General features: G+C 69.2%; 9 protein-coding genes. 2 read left to right on the top strand and 7 right to left on the bottom strand.

The window, feature by feature from the left end:
• Positions 1-9 precede the first annotated feature (9 nt).
• Positions 10-672, bottom strand: coding sequence for a hypothetical protein (locus L1280_RS09630; RefSeq protein WP_253581957.1), 663 nt, complete (start codon positions 670-672; stop codon positions 10-12).
• Between the two features lie 36 nt (positions 673-708).
• Positions 709-2,547, bottom strand: a complete 1,839-nt coding sequence (locus L1280_RS09625) for a DUF262 domain-containing protein (protein ID WP_253581955.1) — start codon at positions 2,545-2,547, stop codon at positions 709-711.
• 188 nt (positions 2,548-2,735) lie between these two features.
• Between L1280_RS09625 and L1280_RS09620 the strand changes: the two genes are divergently transcribed.
• Both L1280_RS09620 and L1280_RS09615 read left to right on the top strand, forming a co-directional pair.
• The gene (locus L1280_RS09620; RefSeq protein ID WP_253581953.1) at positions 2,736-7,937 is read left to right on the top strand and encodes a RecQ family ATP-dependent DNA helicase; all 5,202 of its coding nucleotides are present in this window, start codon (positions 2,736-2,738) and stop codon (positions 7,935-7,937) included.
• Positions 7,922-9,907 (top strand): hypothetical protein, encoded by a 1,986-nt coding sequence (locus L1280_RS09615; RefSeq protein ID WP_253581951.1) that lies wholly within the window; start codon positions 7,922-7,924, stop codon positions 9,905-9,907. The genes L1280_RS09620 and L1280_RS09615 overlap by 16 nt, the downstream gene beginning before the upstream one ends.
• Here L1280_RS09615 and L1280_RS09610 read toward each other — a convergent pair whose 3' ends face one another.
• The 5 genes from L1280_RS09610 to L1280_RS09590 all read right to left on the bottom strand — a co-directional run bounded on the left by L1280_RS09610 (position 9,908) and on the right by L1280_RS09590 (position 16,536).
• Positions 9,908-12,442: an ATP-dependent helicase gene (locus L1280_RS09610; RefSeq protein ID WP_253581949.1), complete on the bottom strand. Its 2,535-nt coding sequence runs from the start codon at positions 12,440-12,442 to the stop codon at positions 9,908-9,910.
• Between the two features lie 61 nt (positions 12,443-12,503).
• Entirely contained in the window at positions 12,504-13,397 is an 894-nt protein-coding gene (locus L1280_RS09605) for a hypothetical protein (protein ID WP_253581948.1), read from the bottom strand.
• Between the two features lie 67 nt (positions 13,398-13,464).
• Positions 13,465-14,778 carry a hypothetical protein gene (locus tag L1280_RS09600; RefSeq protein ID WP_253581947.1) on the bottom strand — a complete coding sequence of 438 codons (1,314 nt, stop codon included), beginning with the start codon at positions 14,776-14,778 and terminating at the stop codon, positions 13,465-13,467.
• On the bottom strand, positions 14,775-15,437 hold the full coding sequence (locus L1280_RS09595; protein ID WP_253581945.1) for an ATP-binding cassette domain-containing protein: 663 nt from the start codon (positions 15,435-15,437) through the stop codon (positions 14,775-14,777). Before L1280_RS09595 ends, L1280_RS09600 begins: the two co-directional genes overlap by 4 nt.
• A gap of 43 nt (positions 15,438-15,480) precedes the next feature.
• Complete coding sequence (locus tag L1280_RS09590; protein WP_253581943.1) at positions 15,481-16,536, bottom strand: DUF1963 domain-containing protein; 1,056 nt, start codon at positions 16,534-16,536, stop codon at positions 15,481-15,483.
• Positions 16,537-17,071: the final 535 nt, after the last annotated feature.

The raw sequence follows: 17,071 nt of genomic DNA, 5'->3' as shown, positions 1-17,071 counted from the left end.
GATGTTCTCTCACCTCCTGCGTAACCGAGTGGGGTCGAGGTACTGGCTGCTAATGATGTAGAGCGCCCCCTGGGTGTCGAGCATGTCCTGCAAGGGGATGCCCGCTTCCCGAAACTGCTGGTGCAGGTAGCGGCAGCGCCCTACGTAGTCGGTGAGGAGGTTGCCCAAGCTGCGCTTGTCCAGCCCGTCTTTCTTGTCGTACAGCCACTCCACGGCCTTTCCGCCGAAGCTGGGGCGGTAGAACGGGTGCCCCAGCGGGTCGGCGAGGAAGAGGAAGTAGCTCGCGACGCTCGCCCGGGTACCCGCGCCTGAGAAGTGCTTGCGCTGCGTTTCGCTCAGGGTGTCGAGCGCGGGGTCGAGGGTGCTCCAGAACAGGTCTGCACGGCCCGGGTCGAGCGGCGGCGTCCACAAAGCGGACAGCGCTTCCCGGAAGACTCCGGGGGCCTGCCGAATCATCGTGTTGAGGCCATCGACGATCTGCCAGCCGAGCAGGTTGAGTTCCTGCGGCGGCTGAACGTTGACCCGGGTGACCGCGGGGTCGGCGAGAAAGTCCTGGAGCCGCGTGTGAACGCTGGCCGCGCCCCTGAGCTTGTAGGCCCGCTCGTTACGCTCCAGGTTCTCGCCCTGGGTTTGAAGCCAGGCGCTGACCTCCTCCAGACGTTTGCGGAACATGCCCCAGTGTAGTGAGGTGCGGCGGGCCCGGCCTCCTCAAATGCCCGCCGCAGTCGGCTGCGCCCAGAGCGTCTCGAGGGACGGTGCCCGGCCGTCCACAAGCGCCTGCATCGCGGCGACGATGAGCCCTGCCCGGCGCTGGAGAAAGGCCTGATACTCGGGCTCCAGCCTGGCCCGGAGGAGCGATCCGCTCGCCGCACCGTACTGCGCCTTCTCAAGGTCCTTCATGTCGATCAGATGCGTGCGCAACCTCTCGCGGACGATGTCCTCATCCGCCCACTGCACCCTCTCTTGGAGGTAGGCCAATGGATCCTTACGCCCGATGCTGCGGTTGGTCTTCCACGTGATCAGGGCGCAGTTCAGGGCGAGGTCGCCTGCCTTCTCCAGGCCAGCTGCGGCCAGGAGGGCTGCCGGAAAGACATGGTGGTATTCGCGTTTCTGCACGCTCTCGAAGGAAGCGGGTTGATCGTCCGCGAAGTCCCGGGCGCCCAGCAAGGTGGTCACGGCGAGAATGGCCCGGGCCCGGATGCCCATACCCTTGGGCCAGCCCGCCGCGAGAAGAGAATCCGCATCCGCAAGGGGGAACTCGGCACGGTTGAGCACGGGCACCGAAGCGAGTTCCTGCTCGGTGAAGCCGGGATTGAGCAGCAGCGCCTTGAGCGCCCGGAAGTCGGCGAAGGCGCGGGAGGCGGCGGCGTTCTCGTAGCGGTCGGTGAAGAAGGAGGACCACAGATACCGCCTCAACAGGCGTTCGCCCTTGGCGGCCAGGTCACCGTGCTCGGGGATGTGGTCGTACGCCGCCGCGATGACGGCCAACACCGCGTTTGTGGGCAGGCGCGCGGTGTCGAAGACACCCTCCTGGGCCAGAAATCGGCTCATGCGGTGCAGCCCGCGCGTGAGCTTCGGCCAGTTGTCCAGTAGCTGCTTCTTATCCATCTCCACCATGCCGCGTTCGTTCGGCAGCTTCTCTTGAAGCAGGGCAGACGTGGACAGCACGAGGTTCGAGAGGTTGCCGTACCGCCCAATTTCCGGGTGCTGCTCGTCCAACTTGGCTTGCAGGACATGCAGTGACTGCCCGGCGGCGTTTTCGAGTTCCGCGACGATGATGTCGTACAGCGCCAGCGGCTTGCTGTTGGTGTTCATGTTGATGAAGACCTTGAGCGCCACATCCTTGGTGGTCGAGGCGGGCAAAGACAGGTATGGCAGGTTGAACTGCGCGACGAGGGTACGCAGTTCGGTGATCTGCTCATGGATCTGCTTCTGCTGCGCGACGTAGGCCCTGAATTTCGCGAGGGCGTCCGGGGCTGCGTCATCCGGTTGAAGGTGGCGGGTCGCCTCGGTCACCCAGGTTTCGATCTCAGTCTTGATGTCCCCGGGCCGCAGCAGGGAAATGGGGATCAACCCTCTTTGAAGGCACTGGGCAGGATCGTCCGCCCAGCGGGGCATCCGCAGCCCCTGCCTGTTGAGCCACCGCGGAATGCAGCGCACACCCATCTCCGCCTCGGCGGGGGCACTGCCCTGGTCAAAGGCGGGCAGGTACACGAAGTAGGTTTCCTGCGCGTAGTTGTTGTGCATGGCACGCCAGAAGGCCGTGAGGCGCTGCTGTCCGTCCAGGAGGTGACGGGTCACGGGCTGGGGGTGCTTCGGTTCCGCCGTGACGATGTACCGCGACTCGAACTGCTCCGGCCCGGCCACTTCGAGCATCAGGGTGACTCCCACCGGCAGGTTGTAGATCACCGTGTTCAAGAAGCTCGTGATGCGCCCCCGGTCCCAGGCCTCATGCCGTTGAAAGCGGGGCAACTTGATGCTGCCCTGCCCAATCTGGACAAACCAGGTGCTGAGATTCTGATCCTGGGCCTTGCTCGACTGCTGCATGGGGGCAGTATTGGCCATGGGACGGCTGGAACTTGCCGGACATGCGGAGGAGACACCCGACACATGAAGTCCGCTCATTCCTCAGATTCGTGCCCCGTTGTGACGGTGGCCTGCTAGCGTGAAGTCATCACCGTGACCGCCATCTGCATCTGCCAGAGAACGCCTTTGACCGCCGTGGAGCGCGGCTGATGTCACCGCTGCTGCGCCGGGTGCTTGAGTACCTGCGGGCGCATGGGCCGCAACCCGAGGAAGACCTGCTCGAAGTCTTTGGGCTGAAGCGGGCCCTGCTCACACGCATGTTCAAAGAGGCCCGGGGACAGGTGCGCCAGCAGGGCGAATACCTGTTCCTTCCCGGTCAGGAGGAGCGGGTCGCCGAACTGCACGGTGCCCCCACTGCTCGGGTCACGTCGTATGTGATCCTCGACACGGAGACCACGTCGGTCGACCGCACCGAGGCGCGTTTGCTGGAAGTCGCGGCCCTGCGCATCGAGGAGGGCCGTCTCGTCGAGACCTTGCAACTGCTGGTCTCCGGGGAGCGGGTGCCTCGGGTGGTCACGGAACTCACCGGCATCACGCAGGAGGAACTCGACCGGGAAGGCCAGCCGCTGGCCGAGGTGCTTCAGGCCCTTCTCGCGTTCCTCGGCGACCTCCCCCTCGTGGGGCACAACGCTCTGAGCTTCGATGTGCCGGTCCTGCGCCGTTTGTGCCGCGAACAGGGGCTGAAGTTCCAGCCCCCCTTCGTGCTCGACACGTTGTTGCTCGCGCCCCTCGCCTTCGCGGCCGAGGAGCCTCCCGTGGAGGGGTATGGCCTGGAGGGGTTGCACGCCTGCTTCTGCGGCGAGGTTCACGACGATGCCCACCGCGCGCTCGCGGATTGCGCCGCCACCTCGCGTGTCCTCGACCGCATGATTGCGCGGCTCCACGCGCTTCCAGCCGACGTGCAGACCCTGCTCGCCGCGTTGCCCGCTCCTGAACTCGCGTTGGCGTTCGACCCTGTCCAGCTCACGCGTGCGCAGCTCGAGGCGCTGTCGGCCCGGGTGGCCGGTGCGGTCACCGGGGTCAGCGCGGTGTGGAGCAGCGGGCGCCAGGCCCATGACGTGGGGGAGATGCTGCCCTCCCCCCGTTCGGGACAGATGCAGATGGCGCAGGCGGTGTCGGAGACGCTGAGCGGCCCAGGCCGCCTCGTGGTCGAGGCTCCGACTGGCACCGGCAAGACCCGCGCCTACCTCTACCCGGCCCTGCTGCGCGGGCAACCGGGCAAGCCGGTGGTGATCAGCACCCACACCAAGCAGTTGCAAGACCAGATCGTGCAGGAAGCCCGGGACCTCGCGGCGGACGGCTTCGGGGTGCGGGTCGTGGCCCTCAAGGGGCAGAGCAACTACCTGTGTCCGGAGCGGCTGCACCTGCTGCTCACCCGGCGATTCCGGCCCGACAAGCCCGGAGAGGCCCCTGGCACCGAGGGCGCTGACCCGGAGGCCGCCGAGGAACAGGAGCGGCATCTCCCCGGACGCCTGGTGATGCCGCCCGGGGAGGCCCGCGCGGTGGCGTTGCTGGCCCTGCACGTCCGTGCCGGGGAGTACGGTGCCCTGCCCCCCAGCGCGGTGACGCGCTCCCCGGAATACCTGCGCGCGAAGATCGTCACGTCCACGGTGGCCACACGCTGCCGGGGAGAGTGCCCCTTCTCGGGGGCCTGCGCCTACCACCGCACCCAGGCGCTGGTGCCGCAGGCGAACGTCGTCGTGGTCAACCACGCCCTGCTGCTGCGCAACCAACTTAGTGGGCTCGAGCAGGAAAACCTGCCCTTCAGCCGGGTGGTGGTGGACGAGGCCCACGACCTTCAGGACGCCGCGATGTCGGCCCTGCGGCGAGAGGTGGGCAGCGACGGCATGCTCAGCGTCGCGCGGGAGTTTCTGCGCCGGACGCAGGGGGAGCCCTCGGGCCTGCTGCCCAGCATCGAGAAGGTGGCGAGCAGCGCTGGGAACACCCAACTTGCGGGGTACGCTCAGGGCGCTGCCTCGGCGTTCGACGTCCTCGTGACACGCGTGGACACCTGGCAGGCGGCCCTGCACACCTTTGCCATGCAGTTCGGGCAGGGAAGCGAAGCGTTCGGCTTTCAGGCGGCCATTGACCCCCTCCCCAGGCAGAGCGCCGAGTGGCGGGCGGTGGCCCACGCCTCGGAGGAACTGACGGCCAGTCTCAAGTACTGCGCGGGCTTCATCCCCTCGCTCGCGCAGCGCTCCGAGTACCAGCTCGACCTGGAGGCGCTGCTCGCCCGGCTCAACGACCAGATCGAAACCCTGGGCGTGCTGCTGACCCAGGGCCTTCCGGGGGCCCATGTGTACGCCGTCAGCGCCGGGGAACACCAGGCCTCCATCTGGGCCGTGCCGCTGTGGCTGTCAGCGGCCCTCGAGGAGCTGTGGCAGAAGACCGCCAGTTTGGTGTTCACCAGCGCGACCCTGCGCGTGCCGGGCACCTGGCCTGCGGAGGGGGGCAGCGGCGAGCCCGAGGACTTCGGGGTATTTCAGCGTGACCTCGCGCTGCCGGAGGCGCAGTACATGGTGCTGCCGCCGGTCCTGCCCTACGCGCAGGGGCACGTGCTGCTCACCAACCACCTGCCGCTGGTGCATCACCCGGACTTTCCGGCCCTCGTCGGGCAGGAACTCGACAACCTCGTGCCGCAGACGCCGCACCAGGCGCTGCACATCTTTACGGCCAACGACCGCCTGCGCCGCGCGAGCCGCAGCATGTCCCGGCGGCACCTCGACTCCGTGCGCGACGGCACCCAGCGCACGGTGCAGGATCTGCGCCGCGGTGAAGGATGGCACGCCCTCGGGTCGGCGGGGTTCCTCCAGGGGGTGGATATCCGCGACCTCGCGCTCGTGAGCCTCGACAAGACCCCGTTTCCCATTCCGGACCTTGTGCTGGAGGCGCAGCGGCGGGACGTGAACGATTTCGAGAAGTACTGGAACACGCTGTACCTGCCCAGGGCCGTGCTGAAATTCGTGCAGGGCTTCGGGCGCCTGATCCGCAACGACCGCGCGGGGTTGCCCCCGGGGGCCTTCGTGGTGTGGGACAAGCGATTGGCCTTCGCGCACTATCAGGACCGCTTCCTGGGGGCACTGCCCATCCCCCCCGAGAATGTCCGCCGCGCCCGCAACCGCGAGGACTTCTACGCGCAGCTGGGGCAACTCTGGGGCAAGCCCCTCACCTTCGAGGAACTCGTCTCCCCGAAGATGCGGCTCATTCACCGGTACCGCGAGGAACTGCGCGGCCTGGGCGAGCCCGAGCGGCGGCACAAGCTGGAAGAAGCCCTCGTCGACCTGTTCGAGTTCCCACCGGGCGGCTTTCGTGAGGGGCAGTACGCGGGCGTGACGGCGGCCCTCGACGGCGTCGACGTGCTCTCGGTCATGCCGACCGGGGCAGGGAAGAGCCTGGTGTTCCAGCTGCCCGCCTGCCTCGGCGACGGCTACACGGTCGTGATCTCGCCCCTCGTGGCCCTGATTCAGGATCAGGTGAGTCGCCTGCAACAACTGGGGCTGCCCGCCGCCGGGCTGTGGGGCGGCCTCTCACGGGCCGAACAGGACAGCACCCTCGAGGATGTCCGCGCCGGGCGGGTGAAGCTGCTCTACCTCGCGCCCGAACGGGTGCGCAAGAGCGCGGCGGTGCGTAAGCTGCTGGGGGAACAGCCCCCGGAGCGCGTCGTGTACGACGAGGCCCACACGCTGCTGGAGTGGGGGCACGACTTCCGGCCGGACTACCTGCACGTCCGCAAGGAGTTGCACGCCCTGGGCGTGAAGGCCGCCGTGAGTGCCTTTACCGCGACCGCCACGCCGGAGACCCGGCGCAGGCTCATCGCCGTGCTGGAGATGGACGCGCCCGAGCGCACCGAGCTGGGCGTGCGCCGCCACAACCTCTACTACCAGGTCGTGGACGTCAAGCCCCGGACGGGGGCCGCGCGCCGGGGCGGCGGGGCTGCCGGTGAAAAGCCCAAGGTCAGTCGTGACGAGGTGCTGCTCACCATGCTCGCGGGGCTCAAGACCAACGAGGACACCCGGGACGGGCGGGCCATCGTCTACGTGGGCAGCCGCGCGAAAGCCGAGCGCCTGGCCGCGCTGATCGGCGAGATCGGTGTGGAGGTCGCGGCCTACCACGCGGGCCTCTCGCCCGCGGTGCGCACGGAACTCCTCGACCAGTTCCAGGCGCGCCTGATTCGCGTCATGGTCGCCACCAACGCCTTCGGGATGGGCGTGGACGCGCCCGACATCCACCTCGTGGTGCACTACGACGCGCCCCTCTCGCTGGAGAGCTACGTGCAGGAGGCCGGGCGCGCGGGCCGCGACCCCAAGATTCAGGCGCGGGCGGTGCTGCTGTGGAGCACCGGCAGCGAGCGCCGGGCGAAGTACCTGATCGACCACAGCTACCCCGACGCGGCGCAGGCGCAGACCCTCCTGAATGTGCTCAAGAACGGCGTGCCCTTCCCGACGCTCTCGGAGCTCGCCGCGCAGGAGGGGGTCGACCTGAACACCCTGCCCACGCTGCTGCATCTGCTGGAGGTCAGCGGGGCCATCCGGTACAGCTATGTTCCCGGACTGTGCCGCGTGTACCCCTATTACGGTGTCCCCCTGCCTGAGGACGCTGTCGTCCGCGAGCTGGTGGAGCGCACCCGCACCGAGCCGGCGCACCTGTCGAGGCTGTACCGCACGCGCGCCGCCGACATCGAAGACCGCTTGATCGGGTTGCAGCGGGAAGGGGTGCTCGGGGTCATGCTGCTCGAGCCTGCGCTGAAGATTGACGTCCGGCAGGATCGGATCGGGCTGACGGCCTACGAGGCGCAGGTGGCCGAACTCAAGCGCGCGAAGCATGCCCGCTTTCAGGAGCTTAAGAAGATGCTGCTGGATGGCCGCACCTGCCGGGGCTACCAGTTGCAGCTGCACTTCGAGCACCGGGGCGAACAGTGCGGGAACTGCGACGTCTGTGCCCCGCAGCGCCCGGCACCCTGGGAGGGGGTGACGGTCGACTTCGAGGGACTGTGGAACCCCCGCAAAGAGCTGCTCAGGCTCCTGGCCCACCTCGAGAAGTTGGAGCACTTCGTCGGCAAGAGCACGCTGGTGCGCATTCTGCGCAACGAGGATTCCAAGGGCTTCCACGGGGGCGACCCGGGGACTGCCGCTGCGCCCAAACCCTTCCACTGGAAAGAGAAGAGCGCACCGAACTTCGGGAAGCTGCGCTTCCTGCGGGGCCAGCTGATCCGCGACGCCCTAGAGCGGCTGTGCGAGGCGGGGTTCGTGCAGGTCGAGCAGCGCAGCTTCCGTGCGGCCAGTCCCCCGCTGCCGATCTTGGTGCTGACCGACAAGGGCAGGAGGGAGGTGAAGGGGTGGACCACCTCCTGACCCGTGAGATCGAGGTCGTGTTTCTCGAGCACCTCGCCCGCGACCCGCGCGCCAGTGCCTGGAACGCTGTCCAGCTCACGGAGGTGGATGTGCTCGGTGCCCTCCGGCGCCGCGCGCCGAAGCTCCGCCCGTCAGTGGACGAGGTGCTCGCCGCCGCCCAGGCCAGCCCCGCCCTGACCTGCCGGTCGGCACCGCCCACGGTGGTGGACGGGCAGCTCTCCCGCCACGTCCTGCTGTGCCACCCGCGCCATCTGCCCGGGGCGAGCGCCCGGTCGGGTCAAGCTGATTTTGCCCGCCTCGCGCGGGACCTCAACGCGGCGGGTCGCCAGCCGGTCGCGCTTCTCAGCCAGGCGGAATTGCGGCTCAGGGAGGGCACGGGCACCCTCACCCTGCGTAACGGCGGGTACGGGACGGACGCCGACCTCCACGTGACGGGGGTGACCCGCCCGGATTGGCTGGTCGCCACGGTGAATGGTCGGCATGTGGAGCTGAGGGCGAACCCGGCCTACAACGGGTATTACCGGGGGCCGGTGGTCGTACAGACCTCTGCGGGCGAGGCCACCTGCACGGTGGTTTCACACCAGTGGCGCTGCCCCCCGGTCAAGAGTGATCCCGTGGACTGGCGCTCCCTGGTGACCCGGCACGCCCACCTCGACGAAGAGGTGGTCAGGCACGCGGTCGAGCAGCACTTGAGCGCGGCAGGGTACCGTCCGCTGACCGGGGGCTTCTTCGCGCTGGGCAGTCAGGAGGCCGGAGCACACGGCACCGCTGAAGTGCATGTGACCACGACGTGGCGGGTCACGGCGAAGCAGCTCCGGGAGGCCCGGCTGCCCGCCCAGGGGCATGCCCCGCTCGTGCGGCTCTACAGCCCCGACGGCACGGACCGGTACGACGTGCCCTTCGACGGGGAGGCCCTCCACGGAGAGGCGCTGGAAGAACTCTTCCTGATGTGGGACGTCAAGGTCGGGCGGGAACTGCACCTGACGCCCTACCGCGGGCACTACCGGTTCGAGGTGCACCGCCCCGGAACGTGGCTGAACGCGAAGGCGGACGAGTACGGCATCGTCGGCACGCTCGCCGCCCTGCACCGGACGCCCCACTTCTGGGATCAGCTCGAGGAATGGCTCGCTGACGCCCCCGTACGGGTGCTGCTGCACGGGCCGGAGGCGGGGCTGCTGGCCGAGACCCGGCGGCGGTTTCCGAAGCGGCTGACTGTGCGCCTCACGGACCGGCCGGTGGGCGAAGACCGGCTCTACTTCATCAAGGCGGGTGAGCTGGTGGAAGCGCGGGGCCTGCCCGGGGGACAGCTCCTGAAAGGGGGCAGTTGGCCTGCCGCACTCTGGGAGGAAGCCGCGCCGAGGAAGGCGGCGGTGGTCAGTCCCACGCTGCCACCGCCTGCGCCTGCGCCTGCCCGAACTGTGGCGGGCGGCCTCGAACCCTACGCGGTGTGGAGCGGCACCGTCGCCCATCCCCTGGAAGGGCGGTCGGACAAGGTCGTGCAGAGCGTGAAAGAGATCTTGCACGTCGAGGGCCCGATGGTGGGTCACCACCTGTACGCCCGCTACGGGGAGGCCCTGTCGGCGCAAAAGGGCCGTGCAGGCCTGTCTCCGATGGCCCTCAAGCGGGCGCTGAACCCGGTTCTTTACCACGCCGCGCAGCAGGGTGAGCTGCTGGCCGAGGATGAATTTGGCAGCGGGGGTCAGATCGGCTTGGTGTACCGCCTGCCCGGGCAGACGGTTCGCCCGAGGCTCAAGGGCGACCGCAATCTCGACCGCATTCCCCGCAGTGAGCTGCGGGCCGTCGCCGCGACGGCCAGCCCCGACCTGCCAGAGACAGAGCAGGTCGCCTGGGTGCTGGAACAGTTCGGGTTCGGCCGCTTCCTCACGGGCGGGCCGGAACAGGTGCGTCCCCTGTTGCTCCAGCGCACTGCGGTGGGCCCGGCGGCCCCCCAGCGTCGCCGGGCCCGCTGATCAGGAGGAGAGCCGCTCGAGGCGCGCGAATTCCAGCGCCATGCGCTTGGTGCCGCTCTCGAAGCGGATGAGGGCCTCGGTCTGCGTGCCGACTTGCCGGACCTGAACGACCTCGCCGTCCCCGAAGCGCGCGTGACGCACCCGTGCCCCGGACGTCAGAGGGGCCGCCGCCCCGGGGGTGACCGCGCGCCCGAGGGGATCGGAGCCGAGCTGGGCGGCGCTCCGCGCGGCGCCTGGGGACGCCGCCGGGGCTGCACCTGCCCGGCGGGCGGCGAGGACGGCGGTGAGGTCGGGCCAGTCCAGGGGGCGGACGTCATCCAGTTCGACGGGCCCGTGTTCGGCGTAACGGCTCAGGTCGAGTTGGCGGCGAAGGGCCTGGGCCGCGTCGTCTTCCCCAGTCTGCACCTCCGGATGCTGGGCCAACCCCTGAAAGCGCCCCAGCACGCCCCGTCGCAACTCCGGTTTCAGCCAGCGCTGAACGAAGGCCTCGTGTTCGTAGCGTCCGAGAACCTCGGCAGCCTCCAGGGTATCGGCCGCCGACCAGCTGTGCGGCTGCCGGGCCAGCAGGCCAGCCAACCGGTCATGTTGATGGACCACCCGGTCGTACCCCACGTCCTCGAGGAAGCGGGTGGTGTCGTCGTCCTCACCCACGATCAGGTGCAGTTCCTGCCTTGCGCGGGTCATGGCGACGTAGAACACCCGGCGCTCCTCCTCGCTCGCGGCCGGGTCGGGGTGGGGCTTGGTGCTGTAGATCGCCGCCGTGCAGTCGGGGATGATCACCACCGGCCACTCGAGCCCTTTGGCCCGGAAGGCCGTCATGATCGTGAGGCGCGGCTCTTCCTGATCGGTGCGCTGTCGCAGGGTCTCCTCGTATCGCACCTGCTCGTGGAGCTGGGCGAGGTGAGTCACGAGCTCGCCCAACGAGCGCGTCTGCGCCATCTCCGCGAGGGCGTCGACCATCCCGGCCCGCTCCTGCCCGAACTCGGTCGTGGGGGCCGTGCTGATCAGGTAGTCGCGGTACCCGATGGCCCCCACGAAGTCCAGCAGCACGTCGCGGCCAGGAGTGGTGCCCAGGTCCTCGGTCAGAAAGCCTAGCCAGGTGGCGAGCAGGGCCGTTGGTTTGGCCACGTGGGCAGGTTGGGCCTCGGCGAAGGTCTCGAGGGTGGCCGCGAGCGTCCGCCCACCGCGCCAGGCCTCGCGGGCAATCCGCTCAATGTCCGCGAGGCGCAGGTACCGGGAGGGCCGGTTCGCGACGCTCTTCCAGTGGGCCTGCACCCGTTCGCGCCGCTCGGTGGTGAGTGGACGCCCCGCGAGCACGTCGAGGTCGGCCAGGGCCAGTTCGATATAGGCGGTCAGGGTGGTGACCTCCGCACGCCGGTAGAAGGGAGCCGCGCCGATCAAACGGTAGGGCACACGCTCTTCGAGGAGCACCTGCTCGATCTCGGCCGACTGGGCGTAGGTGCGCAGGAGGATGACGATGTCGTCGGGCTCCCGGCCCTCACGCAGCGCCTGTAGGGCGACGTGGGCCGCCTCACCCGCCCGGGGCGGGTGAACATGCACCCCGCTGCCCTCGCGGGTGGCCCGCAGCCGCTTGGGGGCACGGACGCGGTTGCGGGCGATGACCCGGTCGGAAAGGGCGATCACCCCGAGGGGGCAGCGGAAGTTGGCGGGCAGGGTGTACTCGTGGGCACCGTAACGCTGCGTGAAGCCGAGAATGAAGCGGGGGTGGGCGCCGCGCCACTGGTAGATGGTCTGGTCGTCATCCCCGATGGCCATGTAGGAGCGGCAGTCCGCCGCGACGAGGTGCATCATCTCGCTCTGCGCGAGGTTGACGTCCTGGAACTCGTCGACGCTGACGTAGTCCCACTGGGCGCAGATGTCCTGCCGCAAGGCAGGGAAGCGGCTGAGCAGCGCCCACGCGGCCACGATGAGGTCGTCGAAGTCGAGCTTGGCCTCACGGCGGCGCAGTTCGTCGTGACGCCCGTACACCCGGGCATACAGGTCGGGGCCTCCCTCGGGAGGGGACACCAGGGCGGCGGCCTCAGGGGGCAGGTCGTGCGGCACGTACGGCAGGCGCAGGTTGCCTTTCTGGATGCCCAGATAGGTGTCGAAGTCCTTGAAGGCCATCTGCCGCAGGCGTGAGGCGACTTCACGCTCCCCTTCCGCAAGCTCGGCGAGGAGTTGCTTGCGGGCCTCACTGAACAGGCGCTGGCTGAAGTGTTCCTCGCCGATCACGAGGTCGGTCAGGCCCATGGTCCGGGCGCGGTCCACGATCCGGGTGGCCAGGGCATGCAGGGTCAGGGTCTCGACCCCGGCGCATTCGGGGTGCTGGGCGAGTTTTTCCCGCAGGCTGCGCCCCGCTTCGCGGGTGAACGTCGTGGTGAGGATCCGGGTCGGCCGCACGCCCCGCTGCGTCACGAGGTGCCGCACCCGGCCCACCAGGGTCGTGGTCTTGCCACTCCCCGCCACCGCGAACACGAGGGCGTGTCCGTCGCCATGCGTCACGATGCGTTGCTGCTCCGGGGTGAAGTCCATTCCCGACATGCTACGAGGTCCCCCGACGCGTTGGAGCCTGATTCAGGGCATTCCAGGGGGGTCAGTTCTGCCTGTCGCCCGACGCCGCAGTCTCGAAAGTGAAGTCCCTGGCTCCCCCGGTGAGGAGCTTGTCCGCGATCTTCAGGGTACCGCGCGGCACGCCCGCGTCGAACCGGCGGCGCACCACGTTCCAGCCGCGGCGCAGCTCCAGGTTCACGAACAGGTTGTACTGGGTGGCGTCCTCCACGCGGCTGACGTACTTGAACACGCAGCGCAGCTCGCCCCGCAACGTCACGTCCCCGTCCGCGTAAACCAGGTCGCCGGTGTCCTCGGTCACGTCCCAGGTGTCGATCAGGCGGTACGGCCACACGTTCACGAAAGACGGGGGTGGCGACGTGGCCGGGGTCAGGTCGCCGCCCCCAGCCAACGTGTCCCCCACACCCTGCGACTGAGACCTTACCGAGGGGTTGCGGGTGATTGCGTCCACGCGGGTCAGGCGGACGCCCTCCTGACCAGGGTCCACTCGCAGGGTGTTCACCGCACAGGGCTCGAAGGAGTTATACGTGCGGGCCCACTCCAGGGCGGTGAGCCGCTCGCTGCGGGTCAGGTCAGGGGCCGCGGGCAGCTGGACCTCGGCCTGCCCCCGCGTGGGGATGCGGCCCGCGTCGGGAAGCCGGAAGGCGGTCCCCGGAGCGTCCGGGGCTGGACGTGCAGCGAGGATGATGCTCTGGCCGACGGGGAGCCCGGTGGAAGTCGGCCCGCGCAGGAGGCCCGGTTCACCCAGGGCCGCCGTTCGGAGGGTTGGCAGGGGCTTGAGGGTGAGGTCGATGGCGGCGATCAGGTCGGCTTCCTCGACCTGGGGTGAAGGAGGAAGCGGGGGGCCGGGGTCCTGCCGATCGTGGATGCAGGCGGTAAGCAGCAGGGGGGTGAGCAGGGCAGGCCAGCACAGACGCATCGAAAACCTCCAGGACTGAGGCAGCATAGAGGCAGGCAGTGGAAGGAGAGGACGAAGTTGCGGAGGCTCAGCCCCCGCCCGGCCACCCCAGCGCCACCCCACCCACTAAGAGCAGAGCGAGTGGGGCCAACCAACCTCCCAGCAGACTGCCCAGCCAGGCGGTCACCAGGGCTGGAGCTGTCCCTGCCGCGAAACGCAGCATTCCGTCACTGCTCAGGCTCGCCGGTCCAGCTTGCCCCAGCCAGGCCAGCAGGCTCAACGCTGCGGCGGGCATCAGCAGTGCGGCGGCCACCAGGCTCGCCGTTCCCCAGCCCAGTAAGGCGGCCAGCAGCGCGCCAGTGCCGAGCAGCGCCCCCAGGACCCCTGCACCGGGCAGCACCTGCGCGAGTCGCCTCTGCCACCCCATCATGGGGAGCGCGGCAGGCACCATCGGCCCCAGCACCACCAGCAGCGGAGCGAGAAGCTGCCCGAACAGGTACGGGGCCGCCCGTGCCAGCGTGGGGTCCAGACCCAGGGTTGGGCTGAGGATGACGGCCAGGGCGCCCACAGGCAGGGCCAGGAGCAGCAGCCCCGGTCGCTGGGCCACATGCAGCCCACTGCGCCACACCGAGGCCTGGAAGGGTCCGGTGCCCCGCAGCCGCAGAGTCCAGCGGCGGGGGGGACGCGTGCCGTCCGGCCCCACGTCCAGCACCGGCAGGCCCAGCCGACGGGCGCCCTGCCGCAGGGCCTCCACGCGGGCCTGCTGCACCAGCGCCGGGGGGACGTCCCCTCGCCAGAACCGCCGCCAGAGCAGGAGGGTTCCCATGAACCCCAGTGCCGAGGCGATGGGCAACGCGGCAGGATGCAGCCCTGCCAGCAGCGGCAGAACGGACAGGGCCAGCAGGCCGACCTGGGTGCGCCGGTCGCCCACCACCCGGCTGGCCTGCCCGAGGGACTGGGCGATGAGGCGTCCCCCGACGAGCAGGGGCAGGCTCAGCGCCAGGGGCCACCACGTGGGGAACCACAGCCAGAGAGCTACCCCCAGAGCAAGTCCCAGCAGCATCTGGGGCACCAGCCGACCCAGCAGCGGAACCCCCCATACGCGCCATGGAGCCACCGGGAGTCGCAGCAGCAGCCCTTCCGTTTCACCCAAGCCCAGCACCGGGCGCCGGGTGAACGCCGCCAGCAGCCACCACATCGCCGCGAGCGCCCCGAGCACCGACGGGTCGGGTGCCGCCAGTGGAGGACGGTAGGTCTGCCACAGGCTGATCAGGCCCACCAGCACGGCCACCACGAGGTAGGCGGCCATCAGCAGGGTTCCGGAGGCCTTCAGCGCCTGCCAGTCCCGCCGTGCTCGGCGTGCCAGGGTGACGCGTTGCAGCCTCCACAGGGGAGCACTCACCAGGCAGCCCCGACGGGTTCGCGCAGCCGCCCGCCCACGAGGTCAAGGGGACGGGTCGCCATGCCCGACAATTCGTCGCCGTGCGTGGTGATGACGACCGTGCCGCCCTCTCGCACCCGCCCGGCGATGGCCCGGCGCAGCACGTCCCGTGACGCCACGTCCAGGGTGCTGAAGGGTTCGTCGAGCAGGGTCAGTGGTAGTGCCAGCCCCAAGTGCAGGCTCAACGCCGCTTTCTGCCGGGTGCCGCGCGAGAGGCTCATCGGCCAGGCATCCAGCCAGGGAGCCAGCCCGAACGCCTCGGCCAGATCCAGGGCCGCGTCTGGCGGTTGGTGCCAGGCCGCACTCAGAAAGGTGAGGTTCTCGGCCAGCGTGAGGTCATCCAGCAGGGTCGGGTCAGTGGGAACGAAGGCGGTGCGGGCACGGGCCGCGAGCGATCCCGGCGGGTGCCCAGCGATCCGCAGGCGGCCCCCGTGGGGTGTCTCGCCCGCCACGGCCCGCAGCAGGGTGGTCTTGCCTGCGCCGTTCTCGCCCCGCAGGTGCACGAGTTCACCCGCATGTACTTCGAGGGTATCGATCTCGACCACGGTGCGCCCCGCCACCGCGAGGTGAACGTCGTGGGCGCTCAGGAGCGGTGGGCCGTCCTCTGATGAAAGGATCACGCCGCCGGGTACGCGGCCAGTGAGCGGGAGGTTGCCCCGGCGCTCAGCCGCAGTCCCAGTGGTAGGCCACCCGGCGGAAGTCGCCCTGGGCGAGGTCTTCGGGCAGGATGAAGAAGTTGGCGATGCCCACGTCCCCCCACATCAGCCCCAGGTCGTCGTCACTGTCGAGCTGGAACAGCAGGACATGCGGGTCGTCCAGGGTCCGGGGGTCGCTCTGGGTGAAGTTGGGGTAACCGCCGAGCTTGTGTCCTGTCCCCGCCAGATAGGCGTACCGGTCGAGGGCTTCGTCAGCGTCCTCCTCGCCCAGGAGTTCCCAGATCGGCTTTCCAGTCAGCCCCTCGAACAGGCGGTCTCCCAGCGTCACGGGTGCCTGGGTCAGCTCGCCCCGCAGTACGAACTCCCGCGCCGGGTCGTGCGGCAGGCCCATGTTGAAGGGGTCCGGCTGAAAGGGACTGGGGCCGGTCTCCAGTTCGCCCTCGTCATGGGTGACCCCGGGGTGATACAGCACCCGGAAGCCCGCGTCGTCGCTCAGGCCGGAGATATCCAGCGCGGTGTGGAAGTTCGCGCCGTAGAAGTCGCTGTCCGCGATGAAGAACTGAAGGATGCCCCCAGCAGGAAAGCCCTCCAGATGGGGCAGCTCCGCAAGGTTGAGCTGGGCCAGGAAGGCGAGGGGCCGTCCATCGGTGCGCGAGTGGGGCCACTCGAACCCGGCCGGGCGATAGGGGAGACCGCCGAGCTTGCTGGTCCAGGGCCGGGCCTCGCCGGGGGTGCCCCGCAGGCGGACGTAGGGCCGCACGCTGGCTTCCAGCGCCGCGCGGTAGGGGGTCAGCAGCTTGGGGAGGCGGAGGGCCGGCTGTTCCACCGCCCGCTTCTCGCGCTCTCCGGGCACGGCGTCCGCATAGCCCTTCTTGCGCTTGTCTGCGAGCTTCTTCTCTGCTTCGGTCTGTGCGGCGACGGGCGTGGGGAACGTTTTGATCTGGGTCTGGCCCTCGGTGCCGATGCGGCCGTAGCGCAGGGTCAGGGTGCAGCCCTCCACGGTGGCCTCGTAGAACTTGTGGGCGCTGCCGCTGGCCTCGCTGTACTCCAGGTACGTCCGCATCGCGTCCATCATGCCGTGTGGATGCAGTGCCGAGCCCTGCGAAGCGCACCCGACCATGGGCCACACTCCGGGCCTGGCACACGCCGCATAGACCGCGGTTCCTGGCGGCACCCTCACATGGCGGCCCGCCGCAGGCAGGGTGAGCCTTACCACGTGAGGTTTGAACACAGGGGGGGGGTTGCGCTGCCAGGTCGGCGGCCGGGCAGGAAGTCCGCGGCTGTGATGTTCGCGCCACGTGTGACGCTGGACGGTGCTGCGCGTGTGAAGGAGGGGGGTGAGCTGTGAAGGGGGGCTCACGCCAACCGGCCTCTCCCGCGGCAGGGGGCCTGAAAAACGACGCCTAGCACGACGCCTTTTTGCCGAACGTTTGACGACAACTTTGACGACAGCCGCTCGTGTGATGCCCGAAAACACGCTGTGAATCTGCCCTCTCGCGTGTGAAGCGCGAGGGGGGGTCGTGTGAAGAAAAGGCGTCTGAGACGGCATTTTTGGCCTTCGGGGTCAGCTACGGATCAGAAGGCCAGGAGTTCGAATC

Source organism: Deinococcus sp. HSC-46F16, assembly GCF_024171495.1.
In the GTDB taxonomy this organism is placed as follows: Bacteria; Deinococcota; Deinococci; order Deinococcales; family Deinococcaceae; genus Deinococcus.
Note: the sequence above shows the minus strand (reverse complement) of the source record. Positions and strands in the feature narration are given on the sequence as shown.

Bases quoted from the DNA above. Each gene is read 5' to 3' on its own strand.
- L1280_RS09610 (WP_253581949.1), bottom strand. From the start codon at position 12,442: ATGGACTTCACCCCGGAGCAGCAACGCATCGTGACGCATGGCGACGGA.
- L1280_RS09605 (WP_253581948.1), bottom strand. From the start codon at position 13,397: ATGCGTCTGTGCTGGCCTGCCCTGCTCACCCCCCTGCTGCTTACCGCC.
- L1280_RS09620 (WP_253581953.1), top strand. From the start codon at position 2,736: ATGTCACCGCTGCTGCGCCGGGTGCTTGAGTACCTGCGGGCGCATGGG.
- L1280_RS09590 (WP_253581943.1), bottom strand. From the start codon at position 16,536: ATGCGGACGTACCTGGAGTACAGCGAGGCCAGCGGCAGCGCCCACAAG.
- L1280_RS09625 (WP_253581955.1), bottom strand. From the start codon at position 2,547: ATGCAGCAGTCGAGCAAGGCCCAGGATCAGAATCTCAGCACCTGGTTT.
- L1280_RS09630 (WP_253581957.1), bottom strand. From the start codon at position 672: ATGTTCCGCAAACGTCTGGAGGAGGTCAGCGCCTGGCTTCAAACCCAG.